Annotated in this window: 18 protein-coding genes; all 18 read left to right on the top strand. The window is 38.9% G+C overall.

Annotated features, from left to right (window positions below):
* Positions 1 to 83 precede the first annotated feature (83 nt).
* The 18 genes from HFD85_RS08440 (at position 84) to HFD85_RS21895 (ending at position 26,722) form a co-directional block, all read left to right on the top strand.
* On the top strand, positions 84 to 1,349 hold the full coding sequence (locus tag HFD85_RS08440) for a uroporphyrinogen decarboxylase family protein (RefSeq protein ID WP_167607660.1): 1,266 nt from the start codon (positions 84 to 86) through the stop codon (positions 1,347 to 1,349).
* 89 nt (positions 1,350 to 1,438) lie between these two features.
* The gene (locus HFD85_RS08435) at positions 1,439 to 4,312 is read left to right on the top strand and encodes a glycoside hydrolase family 2 protein (RefSeq protein WP_167607657.1); all 2,874 of its coding nucleotides are present in this window, start codon (positions 1,439 to 1,441) and stop codon (positions 4,310 to 4,312) included.
* 81 nt (positions 4,313 to 4,393) lie between these two features.
* Positions 4,394 to 5,821 (top strand): sulfatase-like hydrolase/transferase, encoded by a 1,428-nt coding sequence (locus HFD85_RS08430; RefSeq protein ID WP_167607655.1) that lies wholly within the window; start codon positions 4,394 to 4,396, stop codon positions 5,819 to 5,821.
* Positions 5,822 to 6,156: 335 nt separating this feature from the next.
* Positions 6,157 to 10,167, top strand: a complete 4,011-nt coding sequence (locus HFD85_RS08425; RefSeq protein ID WP_167607651.1) for a hybrid sensor histidine kinase/response regulator transcription factor — start codon at positions 6,157 to 6,159, stop codon at positions 10,165 to 10,167.
* A 296-nt stretch (positions 10,168 to 10,463) separates the two neighbouring features.
* Positions 10,464 to 13,520 carry a SusC/RagA family TonB-linked outer membrane protein gene (locus tag HFD85_RS08420; protein WP_167607648.1) on the top strand — a complete coding sequence of 1,019 codons (3,057 nt, stop codon included), beginning with the start codon at positions 10,464 to 10,466 and terminating at the stop codon, positions 13,518 to 13,520.
* A gap of 12 nt (positions 13,521 to 13,532) precedes the next feature.
* On the top strand, positions 13,533 to 15,023 hold the full coding sequence (locus HFD85_RS08415; protein ID WP_167607645.1) for a RagB/SusD family nutrient uptake outer membrane protein: 1,491 nt from the start codon (positions 13,533 to 13,535) through the stop codon (positions 15,021 to 15,023).
* A gap of 517 nt (positions 15,024 to 15,540) precedes the next feature.
* The gene (locus HFD85_RS08410) at positions 15,541 to 16,554 is read left to right on the top strand and encodes a family 43 glycosylhydrolase (RefSeq protein ID WP_167607642.1); all 1,014 of its coding nucleotides are present in this window, start codon (positions 15,541 to 15,543) and stop codon (positions 16,552 to 16,554) included.
* Positions 16,555 to 16,566: 12 nt separating this feature from the next.
* Positions 16,567 to 18,111: a sulfatase family protein gene (locus tag HFD85_RS08405; protein WP_167607640.1), complete on the top strand. Its 1,545-nt coding sequence runs from the start codon at positions 16,567 to 16,569 to the stop codon at positions 18,109 to 18,111.
* Positions 18,112 to 18,188: 77 nt separating this feature from the next.
* Entirely contained in the window at positions 18,189 to 19,604 is a 1,416-nt protein-coding gene (locus HFD85_RS08400) for a sulfatase-like hydrolase/transferase (RefSeq protein ID WP_167607637.1), read from the top strand.
* Positions 19,605 to 19,703: 99 nt separating this feature from the next.
* Complete coding sequence (locus HFD85_RS08395; RefSeq protein ID WP_167607634.1) at positions 19,704 to 20,177, top strand: sugar-binding domain-containing protein; 474 nt, start codon at positions 19,704 to 19,706, stop codon at positions 20,175 to 20,177.
* A 250-nt stretch (positions 20,178 to 20,427) separates the two neighbouring features.
* On the top strand, positions 20,428 to 21,702 hold the full coding sequence (locus HFD85_RS08390; RefSeq protein ID WP_167607631.1) for a tyrosine-type recombinase/integrase: 1,275 nt from the start codon (positions 20,428 to 20,430) through the stop codon (positions 21,700 to 21,702).
* A 451-nt stretch (positions 21,703 to 22,153) separates the two neighbouring features.
* Positions 22,154 to 22,450, top strand: coding sequence for a helix-turn-helix domain-containing protein (locus tag HFD85_RS08385; RefSeq protein WP_167607628.1), 297 nt, complete (start codon positions 22,154 to 22,156; stop codon positions 22,448 to 22,450).
* A 5-nt stretch (positions 22,451 to 22,455) separates the two neighbouring features.
* Positions 22,456 to 22,632, top strand: a complete 177-nt coding sequence (locus tag HFD85_RS08380; protein WP_167607625.1) for a hypothetical protein — start codon at positions 22,456 to 22,458, stop codon at positions 22,630 to 22,632.
* A gap of 511 nt (positions 22,633 to 23,143) precedes the next feature.
* Positions 23,144 to 23,776, top strand: coding sequence for a hypothetical protein (locus HFD85_RS08375; RefSeq protein WP_167607622.1), 633 nt, complete (start codon positions 23,144 to 23,146; stop codon positions 23,774 to 23,776).
* A 3-nt stretch (positions 23,777 to 23,779) separates the two neighbouring features.
* A complete protein-coding gene (locus HFD85_RS08370) occupies positions 23,780 to 25,114 on the top strand; it encodes a replicative DNA helicase (RefSeq protein ID WP_167607619.1) in 1,335 nt (444 codons plus the stop codon).
* 11 nt (positions 25,115 to 25,125) lie between these two features.
* On the top strand, positions 25,126 to 25,599 hold the full coding sequence (locus tag HFD85_RS08365; protein ID WP_167607616.1) for a hypothetical protein: 474 nt from the start codon (positions 25,126 to 25,128) through the stop codon (positions 25,597 to 25,599).
* 9 nt (positions 25,600 to 25,608) lie between these two features.
* Positions 25,609 to 26,148, top strand: coding sequence for a hypothetical protein (locus HFD85_RS08360; protein WP_167607613.1), 540 nt, complete (start codon positions 25,609 to 25,611; stop codon positions 26,146 to 26,148).
* A 277-nt stretch (positions 26,149 to 26,425) separates the two neighbouring features.
* Positions 26,426 to 26,722, top strand: coding sequence for a DUF5681 domain-containing protein (locus tag HFD85_RS21895; RefSeq protein WP_420844392.1), 297 nt, complete (start codon positions 26,426 to 26,428; stop codon positions 26,720 to 26,722).
* Positions 26,723 to 26,727 lie beyond the last annotated feature (5 nt).

Genomic DNA, 26,727 nt, shown 5'->3' with positions numbered 1-26,727 from the left:
TACACTAATCTTTTTCATCAGCTTGATTTTGATAATTTTGGAATTGAATAAGAAGAATTAACCAATCAACTAAAACTTATAAGATGACTTCAAAAGAAAGAATTCAAAAAACCATAAATCATATTGAACCGGATAAAGTAGCGGTCGATTTCGGAGGAACGGGGCAAACCGGTATACATGTGGAAACTGTTGAGAAACTGAGAAATTATTTCGGACTGAAGAAAGAGCCGGTTAAAGTGGTTGAGCCCTTTCAAATGTTAGGGGAAATTGATGAGGAGTTGTTGGAAATACTGGGTGGTGATGTGATTGGTTTAAACGGGCATTTGAACATGTTTGGCATACCGCAGGAAAACTTTTATGAATTTAAAACCTTCTGGGGCCAAACTGTATTAATGCCCGAAAAAATAACTCCCGAATACGATGATTATGGCGATCTATTAGTGTATCCTCAAGGCGATAAATCAGTTGATCCGTCAGCGAAAATGCCAAAAGCAAGCTACTTTTTCGATGCAATAATTCGCGGGGCTACGGTTGATGATGCCACTTTAAAACCGGAGGATAACCTTGAAGAATTTGGATACATTAGTGATGACGATTTGCAGTATTGGAAAAAGCTGGTAGATCGGTATGAGAACAGCGGCAAGGCTTTAATGGCAAATTTTGGAGGAACAGCCTTAGGTGATGTGGCACTCGTTCCGGGAGTACAACTGAAAAATCCAAAAGGAGTGCGCGACATTGCAGAATGGTACATATCTTCCCTGATTCGCCCTGATTTTATGAAAGAATTGTTTGATCGTCAAACCGATATTGCAATCGATAATTTGAAAAAAATATACCAGGTTGTAGGTGATAGGGTTGATGCTGTATTCTTGTGTGGAACCGATTTTGGAACCCAAAATTCAACTTTCCTTGATGTGGCTACTTATCGCGATATCTGGATGCCCTACTACCAAAAAGTCTCGCAGTGGGTGCATGAAAACACGCAGTGGAAATTATTTAAACATTCATGTGGTGCGGTTGAATCGCTGATTGAAAGTTTTATCGACTCCGGTATCGATATCTTAAATCCGGTTCAAACGAGTGCTGCGGGAATGGATCCTCAGCATCTCAAGCAAAAATACGGCGACCGCATTGTATTCTGGGGTGGTGGTATCGATACTCAAAATGTGTTACCCTATGGTACAACCTCTGATGTGGAAAAGCAAGTGATACAACATCTGAAAATATTTAGCAAAGGAGGTGGCTATGTGTTTAATACTGTTCATAATACACAGGCACAAATACCGGTTGAAAATTTTGTGGCCATGCTAAATGCATTACGTTCGTTTAATGGCGAGGGTAAGTTGTAGTTAGCCCGGTGATTACAGGTGTGAATTACCGTAAATATGAAGAATTCACTATTCTGATTCTTATTGATTTTGAACTTACAATCTAAAGGATGAAATACTTTTTTTGCTTTGCTACAACCATTTTATGGATTAACCTGAATCTTTCTTGTGCAGAGAATCTCACAGGCAAATGGCAATTTAAGCTCGATCCTGAAAAGAAAGGGATTACAGAAAGTTGGTTTAATACAACTTTTGAGGAAAGCATTGTTTTGCCGGGTTCTCTTCAAAACCGGGGATTTGGCAATGATATAGATGTTAATACACCATGGGTTACCCAACAAAGCGTTAACGCAACAAATTACGACAGTTGGTTCACTCATCCTAACTACGACAAATATAAGTCGTCTGATAATTTCAAATTTCCGTATTGGTTGCAACCCAAAAAACATTACATCGGATGGGCATGGTATCAAAAGGAATTTGAAGTTTCAGAAAGTGATGCAGAAAATGATTTCGAACTTTTATTTGAACGTTGTCACTGGGAAACCACTGTATGGCTTGATGGGAATCAGATAGGTACTAACAACAGTCTTTCTGCGCCCCACCGTTATACATTAAAGAACCTTAAAGAAGGAAAGCATTCACTCGTAGTATTGGTCGACAATTCGATAAAAATAAATGTGGGAGTAAACGCACATAGTGTTTCCGATCATACACAAACCAACTGGAACGGAATTATCGGGAAAATAAGTTTAAAGCCAAATGCTTTACATGAGATTAAGCTAGTTGATGTTTTTCCATCGGTAAAAGATAAAACAGCAAAAACACTGATAACTTTTGAAAATAGTTCGGATAAAGAACTGAAAGGTAAAATAAGGGTTGAGATTGCACTTTACAACTCCGATCAAAATGCTTTATTTCCGATTCAGGAGTTTGATGTTAATCTTTTGGAAGGGAAAAGTGATAAGGAATTGAATCTTCAACTGGGTGAAAAGATTTATTTGTGGGATGAATTTAATCCCAATCTCTATCATTTAAAGTTAAGCCTTATTGATTCTGACGACCAAATTCTCGCTCAGAAAGAAACCACTTTTGGTTGCAGAGACATTAAAACAGAAGGCACACAGTTTAAAATCAACGGGCGTCCAATGTTTGTTCGTGGCAACCTCGATTGTTGTGTGTTCCCAGATACAGGCTATCCGGATATGGATGTGGAATCGTGGCGAAAAATTTACCGCACTCAGAAGGAATATGGAATTAATACGGTTCGGTTTCATTCCTGGTGTCCACCAGAAGCTGCTTTTACAGCAGCTGATATTGAAGGGATGTACCTTCAGGCAGAAAATGTGGTTTGGGTTTGGGCAGCTACGCAGGATCAAAAAGATTTTATTCGTGATGAGGCCAGAAGGATTTTGACGGAGTATGGCAATCACCCGTCGTTTGTGTTTTTTGGGTATGGAAATGAGGCTGGTGTTCCTACTGAGTTTATGGAGGAACTTTTTGCCGAATGGAAAAAAGATAGCCGAAGATTATATACCGGTGCAGCAAATGCAAATATTACTGACGGAGCAGATTATTCGATTGCGCTTGCATATCCCAAAAAAGGGAAGAACAGGCACCGAAACGATTCGCTGAGGTTAAGGTACCAGGAAGGGTGGCCACCGCTGCCACAAAATAATTACCTGAATACGCTGGAGCCCTCAACCAACATCGATTACCGAAAACCAACAAACTTATATGGCAAACCTTTAATTGCTCACGAAACCGTACAACGTTGTACCTATCCCGATTTAGGACGCCGAAAAAATTATAAGGGTTTACTGTTTCCATCTTACCTTGATATTGCAGAAGATCAGCTTAAAGAAAATGGATTGTTGGAACAAGTAGATAATTTTATTCAGGCTTCCGGGAAATGGCAGGTTCAATTGTTTAAGGAAGAAATTGAATCTCAATTGAGAACACCGGGGATGGGCGGCTTCCATCTGCTTTCTTTAAACGACTTTCCCGGACAAGGCGCAGCATTGGTTGGTGTTGTAGATGCCAACTGGAATAGTAAGGAATATGTTACTGCTGCTCAATTTAAACGTTTCTGTAACGATGTGGTTCCATTATTCCGAATGAAGAAACGGGTCTGGCAGAATAACGAACAGTTTACAGGCAGTTTTGAAATCGCGAATTTTTCGAATACCGAATTGAAAGATGCCCGTTTTAAATGGATCATCAAAAATGCAGAAGGTTTGGTGGTACATAGCGGTGAGTTTATAAGACCAATAGTAAACCTCGGGAATGGTATTCACCTGGAAGATATAAACGTTGATTTGTCGTCATTTCAGTCGCCTGCAAAATATAATCTTGAAATTCAACTGGAAGGTACGTCTTACATAAATGATTGGGATTTCTGGGTATTTCCTGATAAGGTTTCAAATGTTGACTCGAAAGAGATTTTAATTACAGCGGAACTGAACGAAGCCATTTCAAAAGCCAAAGCAGGAAAGAAGGTTTTATTGGTGCCGGATGAGAAAAACATAAAAGGCAATTTACCTCCCTGTTTCAGTACGATATATTGGAATGTTCCCTGGACAAATGTTGGCGAATCATCAACAATGGGGATACTGGTAAATCCGAAACATGAATTGTTTAATCAGTTTCCTACTGATTTTTATTCCAACTGGCATTGGTACGATTTATTAGTAAAAACCCGTCCAATGATACTTGATGACCTTCCAAAAAATTTGATGCCAATTGTTCAATTAATCGACGATTACCACCAAAACCGAAAGTTAGGAGTTGTTTTTGAAGCAAAAATCGGAAAAGGCAAAATTTTGGTGTCTTCAATCGATGTTAGGGATGATACCACCGGCAGTCCGGTTGTGAATCAGTTTCGGAAAAGTTTATTGGAGTATATGCAGTCAAATACTTTTGATCCTGCTATTGAATTGGAGGATTGGCAATTACAGAAAATTATTGATAGCAGTCAGCCTTGAAGAAATAGAGATAGGGAGGTAGAAACGTTTTTGAAAAATAAACAAGAAAATAGAATAGACTAAGTACAAAAAAATAGTAGCATGAAAAGATTAATCTTCCTGCATGTAGTTGCGATTTTACTGTTAAATGCTTGCCAAAACCAGGCAAAACAATATCCGGGACCTCAAAAGCCCAATATCCTTTTTCTTCTTGCCGATGACCTGGGGTACGGGGAACTGGGGTGTTACGGACAGGAGGTGATACAAACACCGGAGCTGGATAAACTGGCCAAAAATGGGTTGCGCTTTACCGATTTTTATGCCGGAAATGCGGTTTGTTCACCCTCGCGCGCGGTTTTAATGACTGGCAAATCTTCTTCGTACAATACGGTTCGGGGGAATAGTGGAAGTTTTAGTGACGATCGCTGGATGCGTGTGGCCCTGAAAAAGGATGAATTGACTTTGGGGGAAATGTTGAAAACTGCCGGGTATCAAACAGCCTTTATTGGGAAATGGCACCTCGATGATCCCAAAGATATTTCAACCTGGGCTTATAACCGGGGGTTTGATTATGCTGTGCAGGAACAATGGGGATCACGTTTTGGAGGAAAACAATACGATGAACAAATGCATTGGATAAATGGGAAGCAAGACTCGGTTTATTACCATATTGATGAATGGGAATGTAAAGATGATTTCAGAACAAATTTAGCTTTCGGGTACCTTGATAAAATCCAAAGAGACAAACCTTTCTTTTTGTTTATGTCATTCAGAGCTCCTCATGGGCACGAATACGAAATTGGTAACAAAGAAATATATTCAGAAAAGGGATGGCCTGCTGCAGAACGTTTGCATGCTGCAAAAATCACTTTGTTGGACAAGCAGGTAGGAAGGCTTTTGAATAAACTGGAAGAAATGGGTAAACTCGATAATACCCTTGTAGTTTTTACCAGCGATAATGGCCCTCACAGAGAAGGAAGGGGGCACGATCCTGAATTTTTTGACAGTAATGGAGAATTAAAAGGCATTAAACGAGATTTGTATGAAGGAGGTATTCGTGTACCTATGATTGCGTTTTGGAAAGGAAAAATTGTTCCGGAAGCGACCACAAATTATATCAGCGGATTTCAGGATTTGATGCCAACTTTAGCGGAGATTGCCGGAATTAATGTTCCTGCCCAATCTAACGGAACCTCGATAGTACCTCTACTTACCGGTGAAAATCAAAAGGAGCAGGATTTTTTAAACTGGGAGTTTCAGCTCGATGGCTGGAGCCGGAAAATGCCTGATGGCGGTTTCAGGCAAGCTGCACGTATCGGGAAATGGAAAGGTGTTCGCTACGGAATTATGAACGAAACACAACTGTACAATCTTAATGACGATATTTCGGAAACAAATAACGTGGCCGCAGATCACCCCGAAATTGTTAAGCAAATGAATGACATATTTGAAGATAAGCGTGCAGAAACTCCGGGCTTTCCCGATGGCGGAGTGGTTCAGGATTATAAAGCGAAAGATAAGCACCCATAATCATGAAAATTTTAAACAGATGAAATCAAGCTTAATTCTCTTTCTTTTTTATTTCTTTTTGGATACGGAATTGAAAAATGTATTTTTAGAGACAATCTTTTCAAATGATTAGAAATTAAGAGATAAGAATATAGCGTTGGGATTGAAATTATAATGTACTTACTACAATTTTTCTTATGAGGCAGAAATTAATTTCTACTATTAAAATTGATCCTGCTTCGGGATAAAAAAATCTAATCAATTTCGGACCTCGCTTTGGGTAGGATTTATATTTTTACAAAAAAAATTAGCAATTGAACAGACTTGATTTATACATACTGTGCTTGCTAATCCTCATGTCCAATTCTACTGGCAGAGCCAATGATTTTAATATTACGTATCTGTCAGGGGAAGATGGTCTTTCCCAAAATGAAGTTACAAGAATTATCCAGGATAAAAATGGATTTATGTGGTTCGGCACCCGTGGCGGTTTAAATCGTTACGATGGTTACGAGTTCATTCATTATAAATCTAAAGCGAGTGTAAAGAATCATTTGTCAAATCCATCCATTGAAACATTGATTGAAGACTCAAAAGGAAATTTGTGGATAGGAACAAAATCTGGTGGATTAAATTTTTATGATATACACACCAAAACATTTTCGCGTATAACAGAGTTCGGCAAGAACAAACAAGCTTTAAATTGTGATAGAATTGTTAGCATTGCCGAAACAAAGGATGGTAATATATTGGTAGGTACCTGGTCGGATGGACTCTATATTCTTGATTTTATAAATGATACTCTGCAGCATTTACTTACTGAATCTCAGGTGAACCACATTTTAGTTGATGGCGAAAAATTTGCCTGGCTATCAACAAATGGTGCATTCTTACGCATGAATCTGAAAGATTATAGTCAGGTGGAGGTTAATCCAGGTGGACGTCTGAATTATACAGAATCAATTTCTGATTCTTCCAACGACCTATTATGGGTTACAGCCTGGGAAGGTGGATTAATGTCGGTAGATAAAAGGAGCTTTAAAATCAAAAGCCACAAGATTAATCCCGTAATAAGTTCACAGGATAACACCTATACATTATTGCTCGATAGCCAGGGACGCATGTGGGTTGGTAGCTGGAATGGTGGTTTATTTCTTTTCGACCAGAAAAATGAAACATTTTCCAGGGTGGAAATCAAACCCAAACAGATGGGTAGTCAGAATACAGATTTTGATATTATTCTGGATATTTATGAAGATCGGGATCATAATATATGGATAGCAACGGATGCAGGAGGGATTGTACGTATTGGGAGCAGCAAGCCATTTGGGGTAGTTTCAGTCAACAGTAATCCCGATTGTGGATTAAAGAATTTTCACACCAGCGCTTTTTATAAATCCCCTGAAGGTGTTTTATATGTAGGGACACGTGGGGGAGGATTATACAAAACTACGGACAATAAAAAATTTGATTTAATCCCATTTACCAGGTCTGGAAGTTCCACGTCTATTATAAGGTTTGTTAAACCAGTTTCGGAGCATATTTTGTGGATTGGCACCGGCCAGGATAGTTACGAACTTGATTTGACTGAGAAAAAAAGCATGTTGAGACCTATTCAGGATAAAAACATTTTTGGCATCAAAAAACTCACATCTTTCTTAAAAGTGGATAATAGTTTGTTAGTTGGTAGCCAGCAAAATGGATTGTTTTATATCTCAAATTATTTTATTGGTTCTCGTGAATTGATAAATTTCACACCCCAAAATAATCCTGTGTTGAAAAATGAGAGGATTAACTTTATTAAAGAAGATTTGAGCGGGCGTATCTGGCTGGGTACTTATAAAGGGATTTATTTCTTTGATAAAAACAGCCGGGAAATACTGGATATTAATTTTATTGATGATAATAAGCTGACCAGTGATATTATTTATTGCTGGCACCAAACCAGCGATAGTGTATTTTGGATAGGCACGCCAAATGGATTAAATAAACTCACACAAACTAAAAGTGGAAAATTTAGCGTAACTCATATTTGCGTTGAGGACGGACTACCTGACGATTTTATACATGGAATCTTATCGCCCGATAATAAAGAAATCTGGGTAAGTACAAATTCGGGTCTGGCGAAGTTAAATATCGAAAATAACCAGATTTTCTCTTTCGATAAAACCGATGGTTTGCAGGGAATGATGTTTAGCGAAGACCAAGGCTACATGGCAACTGACGGGACGATGTATTTTGGCGGCAATATGGGATATAACTATTTTAAACAGAATGAAATAGTTATTAATAAGACGATTCCGCCAATTGTATTTACAAGACTTAAGGTATATGATAAGGAAGTATTTCCGATGCAAAAAGTAAATGGAAAGGAGATTTTTAAGAAGCCATTAAACTCTAATCCTGAAATTTACCTCACCTTTAAGGAAAAAGAATTTACAATAGAATATGCTGCATTGAATTATAATGCTCCGGAAAGAAACCAGTACGCCCATAAATTGGAAGGATATGATTCGGATTGGTTATATGTAGGATCAAAAAGATCGGTAACGTACATCGGGTTAAAGCCAGGTACCTATATTTTCAAAGTTATTGGATCGAATAACAATAATGTTTGGAATTCAAAAGGAAATTCCCTGAAAATAGTTATAGAGACTGAGCCATGGAAATCGTGGTATGCCCTTGCCATATACGCTTTTCTTGTTATCGGGATGGCCTCTTTAATACGTTGGAATTCGATAAGACAATTAAACTTAGCCAATAATTTGAAATTGGAAAAGATATTGCATAAACAGGACCAGAAGTTGAATGAAATGAAGTTGAGGTTTTTTACCAACATTTCACATGAGTTTCGCACTCCATTGACACTAATTTTGGCGCCCCTAAAAGAATTATTGACAAAAGAGGAATATTCCCCACTTCCGTCTGAAATCCAAAATAAAATTGAAATTGCTCGGAATAATTCGCTGCGTTTATTGAAATTGGTGAATCAGTTACTCGATTTCAGGAAAGTTGAATCGGGAAATATGAAACTGGTAACAAGTTTTACAAATATTAACAAATTTGTTGCAGAAGTATGTCACCCGTTTTTTGAACTGGCGAAAATAAATAGAATTAATTTTGAATTAACCATCGATCCGGAAAATGAGGATATTTGGATAGATCGCAACAAAGTAGAAATTGTGATTAATAATTTAGTGTCAAATGCGTTTAAACATATTCCAGAAAATGGGTCGATTAAAGTGCAACTTTCTCATACTAAAAAAACTGTTCTTTTAAGCGTTTCAGACAATGGCCCGGGTATTCCTGAACATGAAATAGACAAGATATTCGACCGTTTTTACAGGGTTGAAAAAGAGGAAGGAGATGGCAGTTCCGGAATTGGTCTGGCACTTGCTAAAAGATTTGTTGAACTTCATAAGGGTACTATTTCAGTTCATAGTGAACCAAATATTAAAACCGAATTTAGTATCTCGTTTCAAAAAGGCTCTGATCACTTAAAACCTGCAGAGATGCATGAATTGATTATTGAAAAGTCCAATTTTGCAATTCAGGATCAATTTATTGTGAACCGGCTTTCCGTCCGACAGAATTCAAAAAAAGGAACCGGTGATTGTGTTCTGGTAGTAGAGGACAATCCTGATCTCAACAATTATCTGGTTGAAATTTTGAAACCATACTATAACTTAGAAAGTGGTTTTGATGGCAAAGAAGGATTTGAAATTGCAAGGGTTAAAAAACCACAACTGATTATTTCAGATATTATGATGCCAAATGTCGACGGTTTTGAATTTTGTAAAAAAATCAGAGATAACAAAGACACTTCAAACATCCCCTTTATCTTTCTCACGGCAAAAAGCGATGAACAATTTAATTTGCTGGGAACAAAATCAGGAGCCGACGATTTTATTTCAAAACCTTTCGACCCAAATCTTTTGTTGGAAAAAGTTAAGAATATGCTTGAAAGCAGGAAAAAACTAAAGGAGCAATACACCAAAATAGTTCGTTTGGAACCATCAGCACTTGAAATCTCATCATCGGATGAAGTATTTCTTGATAAAACTATTGCAATAATTGAAGCTAACCTGCAAAATCCAAATTTTACTTCGCATACGATTAGTCAAAAAATGAACATGAGCCGAACATCTTTTTATCGCAAACTGAAAGAATTAAGTGATATGTCCATTGGCGAGTTTATTCGGTCAATTCGATTAAAACGTGCTGCTCAACTCCTGGCCGACAAAGAACTCACCATAACCGAGATTGCTTATTCAGTTGGTTTTAGTGATGCAAAATACTTCCGTTCGATATTTCAAAAACAGTTTGGTTGCACGCCTTCGGATTATCGGAATAAATTAAATGAATGATATTCAGTGTACTAAAGAGGTATTTGGACTGATTACCCCCTTTTGTTGAACCATCCATTTTCTGTGTTCTGAACCATATCTTCCCCTTTATTTACCCAAATATATCCCTGTACTGAAGTTAGAATTCTTCAACTTTGCCTATAGAACAAACTAAACTATAGCAGAACTTATGACTGAATGGAAATCATTCTTATTGCGTATCTTTAATTACCCCACAATTAACTTCCTTTTGTATATTCTATTGATTGCAATTGTAATTTTTTTAATCATATTAATTATTAACTAAATGAAATCTAATGAAACAAGCAAATCGAACTCTATGTAAAAAATTGTGCTTTGTAATAGCGACATTTTTTTTAGTTGCTTCTGCATGGGCACAGCAAAAGGTTATCACCGGGACTGTTACCGATGAAAACGGGCAACTGCTTCCAGGTGTAACCGTTCTGGTTAAAGGCACTGTCAACGGCGCCATTACCAACAATGAAGGTAACTTCTCAATCTCCAATGTTCCGGAGGAAGGCACACTTGTATTCTCTTTTGTGGGCATGAAAACTCAGGAAATTACTGTATCAGGTAAAACCAGTATTAACGTTAGCATGGTTGCAGAAACAATTGGAATTGAGGAAGTGGTGGCTGTAGGGTATGGTACCCAGAAAAGGAAAGATCTTACCGGATCTGTTGTAACGGTTAAAGAAGAAGACTTTACACCTGGGGCAAACTCGAATGCCATAGAATTGCTTAAAGGTACAGCAGCCGGTGTTGTTGTACGCCAAACCAGCTCGGCTCCGGGAGCTAGTCCTTCAATAAGGATTAGAGGGGCAGGCTCTATTAACAGTAGTAATGCCGTTTTGTATGTAGTTGATGGTATTCCGGGCGTAGCGCCATCTTCTTTAAGTCCGGGTGATATTGAAAGTATCGAGGTTTTAAAAGATGCTTCTGCTTCTTCTATTTATGGAACACGCGCAGCTAATGGTGTAGTTCTTATTACCACTAAAAGAGGAAAGGTAGGAAAACCAGTATTTACCTACAGTGCGTATGCCGGAATTCAAGAACCAGAGAATTTAATTGATGTTTTAGGTGCAAAGGATTATATGGAATTTGTTAACTTACGATTGGATTGGGCTAATAGAGCGGCAGCATATAGTGACAGTGATATAGCTAATGCAGGTCAGGGTACAGACTGGCAAAAAGAAATCACAAGAAAGGCATATTTGCAAAACCATCAAATAGGAATTTCTGGTGGTGCTGATAATGGCAGCACCTATTATTTTGGCGTGAATTATTTTGATCAGGATGGTATTGTTTTGGGCTCAGATACTAAAAAATATAATTTAAGGAGTAATATTACTTCAAAACCTATTGAACGCCTTACTGTGAATTTTGGGGTTAATTATACCCATCAAACAACAAGTAGTCTTAATAATCCAACGGCAGACTCAGGGTTGTTTCAGGCTGCGTTAAGAATGTCTCCCGCAGTTCCTACTGGTATCGATCCAGAAACAGGGCGTTATTATATTGATTCTTACAATAATACAGATACTCCGTATACACAAATTGTGGGTCAATCTGATGTAACTGTGTATAGAAGATTTTATTCGTTTTTAAAAGCAGATTACGAAATTATTGACAATTTAACAGCCACGCTTAACCTGGCAGCACAAGACAATAATAGCCGCCGTGATAGGTATACTAATAGATTAACATTAGGTGGTTTAGGTGCTGGCGGCGTCGCTAACATTAATGCTGGTGAATCTACCCATTGGTTGGTTGAAACCTTGTTAAAATATGAAAAGAACTTTAACGAAACACATGATTTTTCTATTTTAGGTGGAGCCACCTGGGAAAAATTTGATTCAAGAAATGTTGGTGCCAGTGCAAGAGGATTTCTTTCAGATGTCTTAGAAACTAATGCATTACAGAGTGGTGATGGTGAATTAGGTGACAATGTATCTAGCAGTAGAACTGTAAACCAGCTTAACGGTTTTTTAGGACGTTTAACTTATGGATATGATGATAGGTATCTTTTGACAGCAACATTAAGGGTTGATGGCTCTTCTCGTTTTGCTAAAGGCAACAAATATGCATACTTTCCTTCTGCCTCTTTAGGATGGCGTATCTCTAATGAAGAATTTTTAATAGATACTGAATGGATATACGACTTGAAATTAAGAGCGGGTTATGGACAGTTAGGTAATCAAGGTATTAATAACTTTGAAACCAGAACAACTTTAGTACCGGGAGGAAACTCAGTTTTTGGAGATGTTATTGCACAGGGTGTTGTACCACCACGTTTAGCTAATCCAAATTTAACATGGGAAACAACTTCAGAAATCAACATCGGATTGGATTATGGATTTGTTAATAACCGCATTAATGGTTCAATAGATTATTTTAAAAGGATAACAAGGGATCAATTATTTAATAAACCACTACCTTCTGTGGTAGGTTTTACAAGTGTAAGAACCAATATTGGAGAAGTAACAAATTCTGGTATCGACTTTTCTTTAAACACCATAAATTTTACGGGTGATTTTAAATGGAGTACGTCGTTAAATTTGTCTTATCTTAAAAATGAAGTGACCAGTTTACCTGAGTTCCAACAGGAATTACTGGGAGGTTATGCTTTCAATAATGGAGGGACTTATTGGGTTGTAAAAGAAGGAGCAGCACTCCGGTCATATTATGGGTATATCATAGATGGTCTTTTCCAGGAGGGGGATGATATCGCAAATTCTCCAACTCCTGCAGATAATTTTCAACCTGGCATGCCACGTTTTAGAGACATTAGCGGTCCGGATGGTGTACCCGATGGTAAAATTAATGCAGACGATAGAACCATTTTAGGCTCTCCATTTCCGGATTATACATTTGGACTCCGTAATGAGTTTAGCTATAAAAATTTTACGCTGGATGTGTTTATCAACGGTTCTCAGGGAGCTGAAACATTTGATTCATACATTGCGGAAACCATTTATCCACAAAATCTTTATGGCAATACTTTTTCCACTTTTTATTTTGATCGATGGACACCAGACAATCCAAATACCAGTATTCCTTCCGGTCAAAATTTCTCACTCTATGGAGGACAGCAAGTAATTAATTCATTGGATGTTGTAGATGTTTCTTATGTGCGGATAAAAAATGTGACGCTGACTTATAGAGTACCAGTAAACAATACTAATTGGTTTTCAGATTTAAGCATCTATATTGCAGGTGAAAATCTTGTTACATGGACCGATTATCTTGGTTATGACCCGGAAAATAGCATTTTTGGAGATAGTCTGGAATCAAAAGCGTATAATGGTTATCCTCTCGCACGGACTTATAGGTTGGGATTGAATATTAAATTCTAAAAAGTAAAAATTATGAAAAAATATATTTTAAAGAACAACTTTTTGATAGTATTTACGGTATTGTTATTATCAAATTTTAGTTGCACAAACTTCTTGGAAGAAGAGGTATATACAGAATATGATCCGGATAGTTTTCTGGCAACCCAGGAAGGTATTGATGCCTTGTTAACAGGTGTTTATTCCGGGTCAACCGTAACTGGATTTGAAGCCAGAAATTATTATTACATTTTGAGTGAATTTGTTACAGATATTTCTTTTGAAACCGATGGGGGGCTTGCAACTCAATTGAAACCAGTGCAAGAATTTAACTGGAATTCTGGATTACCATATATAGATGGTCTTTGGAATCAGATGTACCAGGCTATATCAAGAGCAAATAATGTTATAAATGTTACTAAAACCTTAAGTTCTACCGATCAGGATGTGATTGATAAAATAGTAGCTGAATGTCGTTTTATTCGAGGGTATAGTTATTTTTACCTACACGGCTTTTTTGGGCCAACACCTATTATCGAAATTCCTGCTGATGCTAGTTTAGATGAGATTGAAGCGATTGGTAAAACAAGCCCCAGAGCTACAGAAGCGGAGTACAGGGCTTATGTAGAAGCAGATCTCCAGTTTGCAGCATCGACATTAGCTGCCGGAGGTTATAGTAGTAGAGCAAACAAAGGAAATGCATATGCTGCTTTATGCAAATTTTATCTAAGCAATAAAGAATGGCAAAAAGCCGCAGATGCTGCGAATACTGTTTTGGGCTTAGGTTACACACTATACCCAGATTATACAAAACTATTTTCCATTGAAGGTGAAAATAATAATGAGTTTATTTTAAGAACCGAATGCAAAGTGGGATCTAATCAAGTGAACATATACATGCCACATGCTTTTCCACAGAGATATAGGGTATTGCCTAACTGGACTAATTACGGAGCTCAATTTAGAACCTATACTGCATTTGTTGAAACTTTTGAACTACAAGATGAGAGAAGAAAACTCTTCCTTACAGAGTATATTCCAAATAATACTACTGAGGTACAATACATGCTTAGAGATCCTGTAACCGGAGTTGCTCTGGATAATGCACGCAGTTTTAAATATGTTCCTGATCCTGCAGCTGTGAATACGCAACATGGAAATGATATTCCTCTAATACGTTTGGCAGATATTATGTTGACAAGAGCTGAGGCATTAAATGAATTAAATGGCCCTACTCAAGAAGCTATCGACCTTATTAATCAAGTAAGGAACCGAGCTAAAGCGACACCAATTGCATTAGGTGATTACCCAAATAAAGAATCCTTAAGGGACTTTTTATTAGCAGAACGTGGTAGAGAGCTTTACACGGAACAAGCCAGAAGGGACGACCTTATTAGGCATGGTAAGTTTGTTTCTAATGCCATTGAAAGAGGATGGCCTGCAAAAGACTATATGAATTTGTATCCAATACCTCAAGCTCAAATGGATAACAATCCTAATTTAGTGCAAAACCCGGGATACAATTAGTGTTCAGTTTCGACCTGCTTATTTAGTCATTGTATAATGAATAGCTAATGAATGAGAAAACACTTTGGGTTTGATCGTTTAGATCATTCCCAAAATGTTTTTTCGTCGGGTTTTATTGAGTTTGGTAAAGTGTTATGAAGAGACAATCTTTATATAATCCAAAATTCAGGTGTTAATATTCTGATAATTAGCGACTTGTCATTATAGGTGGTCTCAGGTCATTAACAAAGGAACCAATTTGAAAAGTAATATATTTATTCAACTTGTTTCTATTGTTGTAATTCCAACTTTTCCAGATGATATCTCCTAAGCTGATTAAGCAAAAATTCAATTGATAGAGAAACTCAATACGCGGGAATCAAAGCTTCAAACACCAAATTGGACCAATGGAGGTGGTTGGATTGGATACAGCCGGATACACGGAAAGTTTGAACCAGTAACTTTCTTCTTTTTGGGGGAGAATCAGTCGTTATAAAACAATGAACTATAAACCGAAATTAAATTACACAAAAATCAAATGAAAGAAATAGTATCACTTTTTGCGTTAAAGCTTTTCGCACTCGTAATTATTGTAAGTACAGCGATAATTCCTGCCCGTTCCCAGGAGCAGCAAAAATATACCTCTTTTAAACCCGGAGGCGAATGGTTGGATACGGATGGAGTGCACATTGACTGTCATGGAGGGAACATCCTTTATGTTGAGCATTTAAAAACTTTTTACTGGTATGGTGAACACCGTGGGCAACCCAGGGGGGCATCCTGTTACTCATCAACCGACCTGTACAATTGGAAAAAAGAGGGAGTTGTAATTGAAAAAGGAGATATTCAGGTTTTCGAACGTCCTAAAGTTGTTTACGATGAAGTCAACAAAAGATACGTCATGTGGTTTCATTACGATGGTACTCTGAATGGTCGGGGTTATGGCATTGCAGAACTGGGTATTGCCATTAGCGACAGTCCTACAGGGCCTTTTGTCCTTCAGGATCATTACCGTCCGAATGGTCATGAGTCGCGAGATATCGGTATGTATTTCGAGCCGGATACAAAAAAGGCTTACATTGGTTATGCCGCTGATCATGTAAACCTAACAATCAGAATGGTTGAATTATCTGAAGATTATCTGAGTACAACAACCAACGATGTGGACATTGAAGCTCATTGTGAAGGGCCTGGTATTTTGAAAAAGGACGGAACCTATTATCTTTTAACAAGCCAGTGTTCAGGATGGACACCCAATCCGGGAACGTATTATACAGCATCATCGATTATGGGGCCATACACCAGCCAGGGAAGTCCGTTTATTGGAGATGCCGGTAACAACTCTTTTAACTCGCAACCCTGTTTTATTTTTAAAATCACCGGTTATAAAGATGCCTTTTTATACATGGGCGACAGATGGAATGGTGGTGGCAGTCCAAAGTCGGAATATGTATTTTTACCCATTACGATTACAGAGGAGGGTAAGATGGAAATACACTGGCGTGACGAGTGGGATCTAAGCATATTTACACCAGAAAGCAAAAGACACTAAATATTTCGGAAAATGAATAAGCTAAGTTCCTTCTTGTTACTATTGCTGATTACTTTATCAGCATGTAACCAGGCTCAAAAGTCAGCTCAAAAACAACCCAATCTGTTGATTATTTTCACTGATGAACATCGAAGGCAGTCGATGGAGTTTTGGCAGCTGCCCGAATACAAGGGAGCTATAAATGGTGTCAGCGATCCGGTATTTACTCCAAATTTGAACAATCTTGCAGCGGAGGGTGTAGTTTTTACGCAGGCAATGAGCACACATCCGGTTTGTAGCCCTCACCGGGCCATGCTCTTAAGTGGTACTTTCCCAATGCAAAATGGAATTTGGAAAAATTGCCATTTAAATTCTGATACCGATCTTAAAGAAGATTTAGCATGTTTTACCGATGTTCTGTATGATAACGGCTACAATACGGCCTATTTTGGAAAGTGTCATTGGATTAAACCAACCAACGTTTTCGACCAGGATGCCAATTATGTTGGAACGACAGAAGCTCCCGGTGGAGAGATGCCAAATAAATATGACATCTACATTCCGCCGGGTCCTGACAGGCACAGTGTTGAATACTGGTATCAGGTGCTGAAAGACAACCATTTTGAGCACTATGTTTATTCCAATGATCCGGATGCTGTAGGTGGTAAAAGCGACGGTGAAATGTACAAGTCCATGGAATTTTCATCAAAACATGAGGCCCGGACAATTATCGATTATCTTAAAAATAATCGTAATCAACGTGACTCAGACAAACCTTTTTGTATCACCTGGTCGCTAAACCCACCGCATCCACCATACAATAAATTAGCCGATTGTGAAAAGGAATCGTACGAACTATATGAAAACATGTCGCACGACCAACTTTTTAACCGACCCAACCGAACAGATAAGGCTTCCGATTTGAACGCCAGGGTTTATTATGCCAATGTAACTTCAACCGATAAATATATCGGTAAGGTTATTCACACACTCGATTCACTGGGATTGGGAGATAATACATTGGTTGTTTTTACTTCAGACCATGGCGAGATGCTTGGCAGCCACGACAGAATGCAAAAAAACTGTGAATATGAGGAAGCTTTTGGTGTACCTTTAATTATACGTTACAAAGGTGTTTTAAAGCACAAACTCGATGATCTTCTTATAGGAACCACCGATCTTTATCCAACATTTCTGGGTTTAATGGGCTTGGATCATTTAATTCCGGAACAGGTTCTTGGAACAGATTATTCTACCACAATTAAAGATGATCAAACCGGGACGGTGGATAGGCCTGTCTCTACTCCGTTCATTTCAATAGAAGGCAATAAAAAGGGATTACGTACAAATAAATACACTTTTACAGTATATGGTGATGGCACTATAACCTTATTCGATAATTTGAGTGATCCCTATCAACAGGCAAATCTCGAATTCGATATGCTGCCTGCGGAAGATCAGCAGATGTTGAGAGAGGAGCTCGGCTACTGGCTGAAATTATCTCAGGATCCCTGGGTGAGTGAAAAATTACATTCTAATTATATTGATTATTCGGTAATAGCGGAAAAACATCTGTAGAGATAATTTAAGGTAAGAATATCACCTTGACTAATAATGAAATTAATGAGTATCAGACTCATAGGAATATAAGGACAATGAATACTAAAATTTTTGTAGGCCGAGCTATCTGGCTTTTATTGATTATAGCTGCTTTAACAACCAGCTCATGTAAAACGAATCAGAGCGGGAAACCCAATATAATAGTTATGCTAGTGGATGATGCCGGTTACGCCGATTTTGGTTTTATGGGATGTGAAGATCTTCAAACTCCAAATATCGATAACCTGGCTTCCAGGGGCGTGGTATTTACTGATGCACATGTTTCTGCTTCGGTTTGCGGACCTTCACGTGCCGGATTGATTACCGGACGTTATCAGCAACGCTTTGGTTTTGAGTGTAATCCGGGAGATGGTGCTGTACTAGATTCCAATGAGCAAACAATTGCTGCTGCATTAAAAAAGGCAGGCTACACAACTGCTGCATTTGGAAAATGGCATTTGGGGGCAAAACCCGGATATCGGCCAACCGAACGGGGATTCGACTATTACTGGGGATTTTTGGCCGGAGGCAGAAGTTATTTCCCAAATCCAACACAGGATGTTGAAGGAAACACACGTGCCATTACCGAAAATACGACACACGTTACATTCGATGGCTATTTAACCGATCGGCTTGGCGAGAAAGCTGTGGATTTTATCGACCGGAATAAAGACAATCCTTTTTTTATTTACTGGGCTCCCAATGCTGTGCACACACCTATGGAAGCTGCTGAGGAGGACTTGAAAAAGTTTGAAGGTCATCCGCGTCAGCAACTGGCCGCAATGACCTGGGCGCTTGACAGGGCGGTTGGTAATATTGTTGACAAGCTGGAACAAGAAAAGCTGTTGGACAATACATTAATCTTCTTTCTGAGCGACAATGGCGGAGCGCATAATAACCAATCATCCTGTTTGCCCTTAAAAGGATGGAAGGGAAATGAATTCGAAGGCGGACTTCGTGTGGCCTTTTTTGCTACCTGGGCTTCAAAATTAAAGGGAGGTAGAGAATTCGATGGTTTGAGTTCATCTATGGATATTTTTGCCACTTCGGCAGATGCAGCCGGTATTTTGGAACAATGCGAAGGACTTGATGGGGTTTCCTTACTGCCTTATTTGACAGGGGAAACAGAAGGGGAGCCGCATTCGGAATTGTTTTGGCGAAAAGACCAAAAAGCTGCTGCAAGAATTAACGATTATAAATTAATACGTGTTGAACAACTGCCTTCTGTAATGTACAACTTATCTGAAGATATTGGCGAAACCAATAATCTGGTAGATAAGAACCCGGAAAAGCTTAATGAATTGGAAACCAAATTAAGCGAATGGGAAAAAGAATTAATGGATCCACTTTGGACGGAAGGACACACCTGGGATACGATTACATGGATGATACACCAGGATTTGATGAATAACCGTGAGGTAAGAGTAAAAGATCCGGCAGAGTTGAAAGAGTATTTGTCGAATAAAAACTAAAATAAATTACAAATAAAATTGGACGACGAACATGAGAAAACTAATCTTAATAATTTTACCGCTATTTGCATTGGTCTCTGGCACTTTTGCCCAGAATGATTGGGAGAATCCGCAAGTTTTTCAAAGGAACAGGGATGGGCTGAGATTCCGGTACCAGGCAATTGGGAGTTATATGGTTACGGATTTCCGAACTATACAAATGTAGAATATCCTTTAACAAAGAATCAACCACTTATTGAAGATTCTTACAGTCCGGTTGGCTCGTATGTAACTTTTTTTGATTTACCTGAAAGTTGGGACGGCCGTGAAGTTTATATTCAGCTTGGTGCCGTAAAATCAGGCTATTACATCTGGTTGAATGGAGAACAAGTGGGTTATAACCAGGATTCAAAACTTCCGGCAGAGTTTAACCTTACACCGTATTTAAAAGAAGGAAAAAATAAATTGGCAGTTCAGGTATTTCAGTTTACCGATGGAAGTTACCTGGAAGATCAGGATTTCTGGCGTTTCCAACCAGAAGCGTTTCGCAAATGTTTCACAAATTCGGTGAACGAAGTTCTTTTTGGATTGTAAGTGGTTGGTATACAATAAAAAAGGAGAGCCTTTTTGACTCTCCTTTGTGCCCAGTAAAGAAGCAGCGCAGCTCCATCTCAAGAACTCCTGAAGTCCCCTGAATCCCAGTATTTACTGATATTCTCCATGCCTCACTCCAATTCTAAAAATGCCAATCTGTTGTATAATATTGTAGTTTATTTAATAGTATTGATGTAATATTGAGATTATATTTATATTTTTAAGGGGTAATTTTTGAAAGTAGAACATTATGCCTACTGTTGCTTTCGAGATAAATTTACTTAAAAATAAACGTTATGCGATCCATGTTCGCTTATCGGATGGAGTTGAACGCGTATTCCGTAGAAAGACTGGTTTTACCATCACAAAAAGTAACTGGGATACTAAAAATGGTCTTCCCAAGCCTAACGATGATCTTGAAAAACGAAAGCGCAACAAACTGATCGAACTCCGCGAGGTGGTTTATAATAAGTATGATCAGGCTCTACTTGATGATATTGAAATAAATAAAGCGTGGCTGGACCAAGTAGTCGATACTTTTTTCAGCATACGCAAGGCTACGGATGATGATCGGTTACTTACATACTTGGATCACTACATCGACTCAGTTTTACCTTATAAGCCGCAAAAAGGGAAAATTAAAGGCGTCAGCAAGCGCACGATTCAGAAATACCATACTTTAAAAGAAAAGCTGTCCGGCTTTGAAAAACACAATACCAAACAATATTACATTAAAGATGTGTCTCCAAAGTTCGCCATCGAATTTGATAAGTATCTGACAGAAGAAGAAAAGCTCGGACCATCAACAACAGGTGGATATATTGCGGCACTAAAGACCATGTGTTTATACGCCGGCGATAAGGATGATAAAAAGAACCATCCAAAGGTCAGAAACATTGGTGTGTACAGTGGAGAACGAAAAATTAAGACCATACTCTCACTCGACGAATTGGAAACGATCAAAAAGTGTGATAAGCTGGATGATTCTCAGAAAATAGCCCGGGATTGGTTGCTTATTGGGTGTAATACAGCACAAAGAGTTTCCGATTTATTGGGATTGACTAAGGAGAACCTAAAAGTTGTATCAGGCAGTGAAGTGATAGATATGTCGAACGAGAAAACCGGCAAGGAGCTCTACATTCCTCTGTTTGATGAGGTTCGGGAGGTATTAGATAAGTATGATGGTGAATTTCCACCAAAAATATCGGATCAGCATTTTAACCGACTGATAAAAAAGGTTGCAGAAGCAGCCGGACTGAAGAGCCTGGAGTACGGCGAACTGAATAATCCAAAAACTAACCGGAAGGAGAAGGGGGAGTACCCCAAATGGCAACTGGTATCCAGTCATATTATGCGGCGGAGTTTTGCCACGAATTATTATGGGAAGTACCCAACCCCATTGCTGATGCAAATTACTAAGCATTCCACAGAGAGGCAGTTTCTGGAATACATTCATAAGGATGCCATAGACCACGTGAAGCAGTTTGAGTATGAAATACAGAAAAACAAGTCTGGAAGTAAATAAAGAATTGATCGAACATATGCGATAATTATAACTGCCAAAATACACAACTGAACTAACCAATATTATTATCGAATTCTTTTTCTTGGCATTGTTCCAAACCGTAACCTATCAATTTTATTTAGAAATTAATGTAGTCCTTACTCATCTGATAATTAGCACCGGTAGTCGGAGTCAATCAGTTCGGAAATATTTAGAATCATGAGAAGTCGCAGTAGGTCAGTACTGTATGATTCGTTGTGTCGCGTCGAAACAGCTATAAAGCCACTTAATATTTAATTCCGCAGTATAGTTTCTTTCGAACTACAAAATCAATCGCGTTGCACGGAATTCACTCAAAATAACTCTTATCCTGTCGTTCTCAACCCAGTTCAATTCTTTACTGCACCCAGTACCGAATTTACGGTACTGGGTGCATTTGGCTCAATATTCTTATTTGCAATTTGCATCCGTGATGTCAAGCGAAAAAAATATAAACAGACTGATTCAATTCATCAGCATAGTACTTAATGAATTGATTCAACCCTTGAAGAACCAAATTAAGGAAGAATTCAAGGAACTGAAACGGCAAGTTCAGCCGAAGGAACCCGAGGAATATCTTACTCGCAATGAAGTGAAGGATCTGTTAAAGGTCGATTTATCTACGATTCACAATTGGACCAAACGGGGCAAACTTAAAGCTTACGGTATTGGCAATCGTGTCTATTACAAAAGAAGTGAAGTTGAACAGGCTATTAAGCCATTAAATTAAAGGTTATGAATACAGAAATGAATGAGATTGAAATTAAGCCGATGCCTTTTCAGGTTATCAAGCACGAGCAGTTTGGATACAGAATAGTACCGAGGGAATTCCGGTGTTGCGATGGCTGGTCGAATGCTTATTATGGTGAACAGCACGAGTGTGAAAACTTTGTAGAGCAAATGCCGCCATAACCAAACTAAACTAATATGAGATCAATTTAAATTAAAGTTAACCAGCAAAAACACAAAAAAATGGAAATTTTAACAGCCTCCAAATGCAGTTACTGCGGCAAACTGTACACACAAGTACAAACATGCCTCCGACACGAATCACGGTGTTATAGTAACCGTTTAACCCGAAGTTGTATTAGCTGCTCCTTCTTACAGAAAATTGAATACAAGAAGATGAACGGTAAGTCGGAAACATTACCCACGTGTATAAAGCGTCTAGGTATAGCGAAAAAGCTTAGGATACGATGTGGTTCGCACCACTGGAAGGAATTCCCTGAAAGCACCGCTCTAGTAAAGGAAGCGTTCAAAGCATTTAGTGTTTCACCCCTCTGCCGTTTCTACGGTAAGAAATACAGTTGGTGGAGGATCGTGAAACAGTATGTGTTCGCGTACTACAAATATTAGAGTGGTAGACGATTTAGAAGGAGGTGATCTTACAAAACACACACGTATAGTTATGCGGTTTATTAAGTTGCATATTGAAATATTAAAATGGGAATGGTACACCGACGCTAATGTGATGCGGGTTTTCATTCACCTTCTTCTAAATGCCAATTTTGGTTTTTCGAAATGGAAGGGGTACAATCTTCAGCCAGGACAACTGATAACCGGCCGTAAGAAACTGGCTTCTCAGTTGGAACTTACCGAGAAGCAGATAAGGAATTCACTTTCAAAGCTCGAAAAGTCTGGAACAATTAGCATTGAAAGGGCCAACCGATTTAGTATTGTAACGATTTGTAATTGGGCACTTTATCAATCTCAAGTCAAAGCGAAAGGGCCAGCGAAAGGGCCGTCTGAGGGCCAACAAAGGGCCACAGTCATAGAAGAATATAAGAAGAATACATATAATATGTTTGATCAATTTTGGAATCTTTACGATAAGAAAACCGGGAAAAAGAAGTGTCTGGCACTGTGGAACAGGCTTTCGGAAGAAAACAAGCAAAAAGTGCTGGCTCATGTCCCCGGATATGTAAAGTCCAAACCCGACAAGCAATTCCGAAAGGACCCTGCCACTTATTTATACGGAGAAAATTGGTTAGATGAAGTAATTAGTAATGAAGAAGTAAAACCACATCCAGCAAAAGCAAACGGAATAAAATTTTAAATTATGAAACGAACTCCCAAACCATACGAAAAAATACCACCACAAGCATTGGATATTGAGGCTGCAACGCTGGGAGCCTTGCTGCTAGAGGCCGATGCGCTGGAAAATGTTCTGGGCATTATCGATACTCCCTGCTTTTACCTCGAAACGCATCGAAAAATCTTTGAAACGATTAAGGCCGTTTCCGATAAAATGCCAACGGATTTGTTAACGGTAACCCGAGAACTAAAGGATCTTAAATTGCTTGATGAAGTTGGCGGCCCTGGTTATCTCACCCAATTAACAAGGAAAGTTGCTTCTGCAGCCCATATAGAATCACATGCACGTATAATAGCTGAAATGTATTATAAGCGAGAATCGTTAACTAAGGCCAGCGAGATCATTAGCATGTGTTACGAAGGGCAGGATGTAGATTTGATAAGCCAGCAATGGAAACTGGCCAGTGACGGTCTGGAAGACATATTTACGGTGGCTGATAGTGGCAGCCATATAAGCCTTGTGCTGAAAAATACCCTACTGGAAATAGAGCAGGATTGTGCCAGGTTAAAAGAAAAACAAAGCCCCGGAATTCCGTGCGGTTTCCCGTCGTTAGATATGAGTACAGGCGGCTGGCGTGACGGCGACCTGAGCATTCTGGCAGCGCGACCGGGAGTAGGGAAGAGTTCGTTTGCCTTGCATTTTGCCTTACGTGCAGCGTATGACAGACGCTGGGTAAATATCTTTTCGTTTGAAATGCGGAAAGAGGATCTAATGCGTATTAAACTGGCTACGGTCAGCCTGGTTTATCGATCGAAGATCAGGGACGGTCAACTTAATGAGTCAGACTGGAAGCAAATTAATGTTGCTGCAGGTAACCTGGAAAACCTTCCAATAATTTATTCGGATGCCGCTGGTATGACCATCGAGCAGGTTTATGCCATTGTGCGGAACAACCACAAACACGGTCGCTGTGATTTTGTGATTCTCGATTATTTGCAACTGGTGAAACCGGGCCGGAAGGTCGCCATACGCGAGCAGGAAGTTTCGGAGGTGAGTCGTGCTCTAAAAATTTTGGCGTTGTCTTTAAACATCCCGGTTCTGGCACTCTCGCAGCTGAACCGTGGGGCTGATGGCGAAACACCAAAATTATCCCAACTACGTGAATCAGGAGCTATCGAACAAGATGCCGACAACGTGATCTTCTTACACCGGCCCGAAGATGATGTACACAAGATCCGATTAACTCTGGCAAAGCATCGCAGGGGGCAACTGGGCGATTTGGATATATATAGTAATAACCAGTTTACCCGATTCTCGGAAGATCCGGGAAAATTTAAACAGGAAAATAACAACACCTAAAAACAATAGTCATGAAAAAATATATTCGTGTAAAAGAACAAGTGATTGAACCAATCGAATTAGACGAGCAAACCGGAGGACCATACATTGGTCAGATATTGAAATTGGCAGGGCTGTCAACAATAGCCGAGCAGTATGATGAATTTATCCACCAGTTAGATAAAAGAACTCGTCAGCAGCTTGTCGCGTGGATTTCACGAACTGCCAATATCGATTATGACCAGGCCAGGATTGGACTTAAAAGATTCATACTGATCTGGTGCTTAACTATCATAATGGTTGCCGATACATTGAAATACCAGGTGGAAATATTAAAACTCTTAACACACACATTTTGCGACATTATTTCGCCCGATAAAACGAAAATCTCAGTTACAGAATTGCAAAGCATCCTCCAGGAAGAAGAAATAGAAGCATATGAATGCTATGAATACTTTGAGGAGTTTAGTCAGTTTTCGGAAAATTTTTTGTCAGTAATAACTTAAACACACATCATGAAAGAAGTAACAGTAAAAGGCCGAGTGATTCAGGTTTCGAGCATAGACCCGAATTATTCCTGGATAGTTTTTGACGAAATCCTGAAGATTTGTGAATTGAATGATTTTCAATCCCGGAAATTATATTTATTAGAAATGCTGGCGTATCAGGAATATAATCAACTGGTTTCAGACATATCAGAAACCACTAATATGTCCCCAATTGACTCCACTGTTTTGCTTGTAAGGCTTGTTTTGATCTTTAATATATGCCTGATTGCATCGACCAAAACCATAATAGAGCAATCCTGTCTTATCGAGGATTTCATGGATCAGTTTTCGAATTTAATGCTTTTTGGCAAGCAACGGATTTCTGTAGAAGAATTAAATAAGTATTTGCATTCGGAAGGAATTGGTGTAGTAATCGTTAAAAAAATGGTTCCGGATAGTGAATCAGACGGACAAAAAACAATTCTGGTTTTACAGAAGAAAATGGCAGCACGGCTGGCGTTTGAAGGAGAATGCGCTTTCCCGATTCACGGTGTTTGCAAGAACTAAGTACAGGTGCGATTCGAAATCAGTGCTCAACATTTAAAGTGGTGGCAACACCCCAGGCTATTGCGGAATTCAACTGGAATGGATGAGGTAAAATTCGCCGATGCAAAATGGATAATAAATAGTAGGAAACGATTACACCATTTTATGCACCCAGTACACTATTTTAAGTATTGGGTACTGATATTGATCAATCCACGTGGTTAATTTTGAAATAGGACTGGATATTTATATCCTACCCATTGTAAAGAACAATAAAAAAACAATCAACTAAAGCGCCATGGCATTTAAAAAAGGACACTCAGGAAACAGTTCGGGACGCCCAAAAGGGGCTAAAAACAGAACTACGGCGGAACTGCGTGAGTTCATTCAGGAGATCCTGGCAGGGAATTTTACCAATTCACATATCAAGCGAGACCTGGACGCTCTGTCTCCAAAGCTAAGGTTGCAATACTTTTTCAAGTTGCTTGAGTTTGTATTACCAAAGCCGTCATCCACAGAGTTAGAACAAGAAAATTCACGGGACGGTAGAGCGTACTGGAATTCAATCATGGACCGATTAAGAATAGACGAGTGAACCAC

This window comes from Maribellus sediminis, from assembly GCF_011799805.1.
Lineage (GTDB): Bacteria > Bacteroidota > Bacteroidia > Bacteroidales > Prolixibacteraceae > Draconibacterium > Draconibacterium sediminis_A.
The sequence above is the reverse complement of the archived record's forward strand: the minus strand, read 5'-3'. Positions and strand labels throughout refer to the sequence as shown.